Raw genomic sequence first — 3,233 nt, forward strand, 5'->3', positions numbered from 1 at the left:
TTGAATCTTGACGATGACCTACTCTCACATGGGGAAACCCCACACTACCATCGGCGATGCATCGTTTCACTGCTGAGTTCGGGATGGGATCAGGTGGTTCCAATGCTCTATGGTCGTCAAGAAATTCGGTAGCGGCCCCGTTTGCACGTGGTCGCGAATCTGGGTATGTGATGGTTTGTGATGTCGCCAATTTTCGGTGTGTCTTCACCGCCGCGCTCTGTGTGCTGCACAGATTGCTTGGGTGTTATATGGTCAAGCCTCACGGGCAATTAGTATGGGTTAGCTCAACGCCTCACAGCGCTTACACACCCCACCTATCAACGTCGTAGTCTTCGACGGCCCTTCAGGGAGCTCAAGGCTCCAGTGAGATCTCATCTTGAGGCAAGTTTCCCGCTTAGATGCTTTCAGCGGTTATCTCTTCCGAACATAGCTACCCGGCAATGCCACTGGCGTGACAACCGGAACACCAGAGGTTCGTCCACTCCGGTCCTCTCGTACTAGGAGCAGCCCCTCTCAAATCTCAAACGTCCACGGCAGATAGGGACCGAACTGTCTCACGACGTTCTAAACCCAGCTCGCGTACCACTTTAAATGGCGAACAGCCATACCCTTGGGACCGGCTTCAGCCCCAGGATGTGATGAGCCGACATCGAGGTGCCAAACACCGCCGTCGATATGAACTCTTGGGCGGTATCAGCCTGTTATCCCCGGAGTACCTTTTATCCGTTGAGCGATGGCCCTTCCATACAGAACCACCGGATCACTAAGACCTACTTTCGTACCTGCTCGACGTGTCTGTCTCGCAGTCAAGCGCGCTTTTGCCTTTATACTCTACGACCGATTTCCGACCGGTCTGAGCGCACCTTCGTACTCCTCCGTTACTCTTTGGGAGGAGACCGCCCCAGTCAAACTACCCACCATACACTGTCCTCGATCCGGATAACGGACCTGAGTTAGAACCTCAAGGTTGCCAGGGTGGTATTTCAAGGATGGCTCCACGCAGACTGGCGTCCACGCTTCATAGCCTCCCACCTATCCTACACAAGCAAGCTCAAAGTCCAGTGCAAAGCTATAGTAAAGGTTCACGGGGTCTTTCCGTCTAGCCGCGGATACACTGCATCTTCACAGCGATTTCAATTTCACTGAGTCTCGGGTGGAGACAGCGCCGCCATCGTTACGCCATTCGTGCAGGTCGGAACTTACCCGACAAGGAATTTCGCTACCTTAGGACCGTTATAGTTACGGCCGCCGTTTACCGGGGCTTCGATCAAGAGCTTCGCTTGCGCTAACCCCATCAATTAACCTTCCGGCACCGGGCAGGCGTCACACCCTATACGTCCACTTTCGTGTTTGCAGAGTGCTGTGTTTTTAATAAACAGTCGCAGCGGCCTGGTATCTTCGACCGGCAAAAGCTTACGGGGCAAGCCCTTCACCTTCGCCGGCGCACCTTCTCCCGAAGTTACGGTGCCATTTTGCCTAGTTCCTTCACCCGAGTTCTCTCAAGCGCCTTGGTATTCTCTACCCAACCACCTGTGTCGGTTTGGGGTACGGTTCCTGGTTACCTGAAGCTTAGAAGCTTTTCCTGGAAGCATGGCATCGACCACTTCATGCCCGAGGGCACTCGTCATCAGCTCTCGGCCTAGGGATCCCGGATTTACCTAAGATCCCAGCCTACCACCTTAAACCTGGACAACCAACGCCAGGCTGGCCTAGCCTTCTCCGTCCCTCCATCGCAGTAACCAGAAGTACAGGAATATTAACCTGTTTTCCATCGACTACGCTTTTCAGCCTCGCCTTAGGGACCGACTAACCCTGCGTCGATTAACGTTGCGCAGGAAACCTTGGTTTTTCGGCGTGCGAGTTTTTCACTCGCATTGTCGTTACTCATGTCAGCATTCGCACTTCTGATACCTCCAGCCAGCTTCTCAACTGACCTTCACAGGCTTACAGAACGCTCCTCTACCGCGTCACTTGCGTGACACCCGTAGCTTCGGTGTATGGTTTGAGCCCCGTTACATCTTCCGCGCAGGCCGACTCGACTAGTGAGCTATTACGCTTTCTTTAAAGGGTGGCTGCTTCTAAGCCAACCTCCTAGCTGTCTAAGCCTTCCCACATCGTTTCCCACTTAACCATAACTTTGGGACCTTAGCTGACGGTCTGGGTTGTTTCCCTTTTCACGACGGACGTTAGCACCCGCCGTGTGTCTCCCATGCTCGGCACTTGTAGGTATTCGGAGTTTGCATCGGTTTGGTAAGTCGGGATGACCCCCTAGCCGAAACAGTGCTCTACCCCCTACAGTGATACATGAGGCGCTACCTAAATAGCTTTCGAGGAGAACCAGCTATCTCCGAGCTTGATTAGCCTTTCACTCCGATCCACAGGTCATCCGCTAACTTTTCAACGGTAGTCGGTTCGGTCCTCCAGTCAGTGTTACCTAACCTTCAACCTGCCCATGGATAGATCGCCCGGTTTCGGGTCTATACCCAGCGACTAAACGCCCTATTAAGACTCGCTTTCGCTACGCCTCCCCTATTCGGTTAAGCTCGCCACTGAATATAAGTCGCTGACCCATTATACAAAAGGTACGCAGTCACAGAACAAGTCTGCTCCCACTGCTTGTACGCATACGGTTTCAGGATCTATTTCACTCCCCTCTCCGGGGTTCTTTTCGCCTTTCCCTCACGGTACTGGTTCACTATCGGTCAGTCAGTAGTATTTAGCCTTGGAGGATGGTCCCCCCATGTTCAGACAAAGTTTCTCGTGCTCCGTCCTACTCGATTTCATTGACAAGAGATTTTCGCGTACAGGGCTATCACCCACTATGGCCGCACTTTCCAGAGCGTTCCGCTAATCTCAAACCAACTTAAGGGCTGGTCCCCGTTCGCTCGCCACTACTAAGGGAATCTCGGTTGATTTCTTTTCCTCAGGGTACTTAGATGTTTCAGTTCCCCTGGTTCGCCTCTTGCACCTATGGATTCAGTACAAGATACTCAGCTTGTGCTGAGTGGGTTCCCCCATTCAGAGATCTCCGGATCAAAGTCTGTTTGCCGACTCCCCGAAGCTTATCGCAGGCTACCACGTCTTTCATCGCCTCTGACTGCCAAGGCATCCACCGTATGCGCTTATTCACTTGACCATATAACCCCAAGCAATCTCGGGATCGTACGGTGGTGAAGACAACATTCGCCGAAAATTCGCGATTCAACTCACAAATTTTACCTTAGCCTGAACAC

2 rRNA genes are annotated in these 3,233 nt (G+C 52.7%); both read right to left on the minus strand.

The annotated features are described in order from the left end of the window. Positions 1–5 precede the first annotated feature (5 nt). A 5S ribosomal RNA gene (gene rrf, locus G7016_RS24715) occupies positions 6–121 on the minus strand. Between the two features lie 127 nt (positions 122–248). Then, a 23S ribosomal RNA gene (locus G7016_RS24720) occupies positions 249–3,136 on the minus strand. Positions 3,137–3,233: the final 97 nt, after the last annotated feature.

Source organism: Pseudomonas japonica, assembly GCF_013522925.1.
GTDB lineage: Bacteria > Pseudomonadota > Gammaproteobacteria > Pseudomonadales > Pseudomonadaceae > Aquipseudomonas > Aquipseudomonas japonica_A.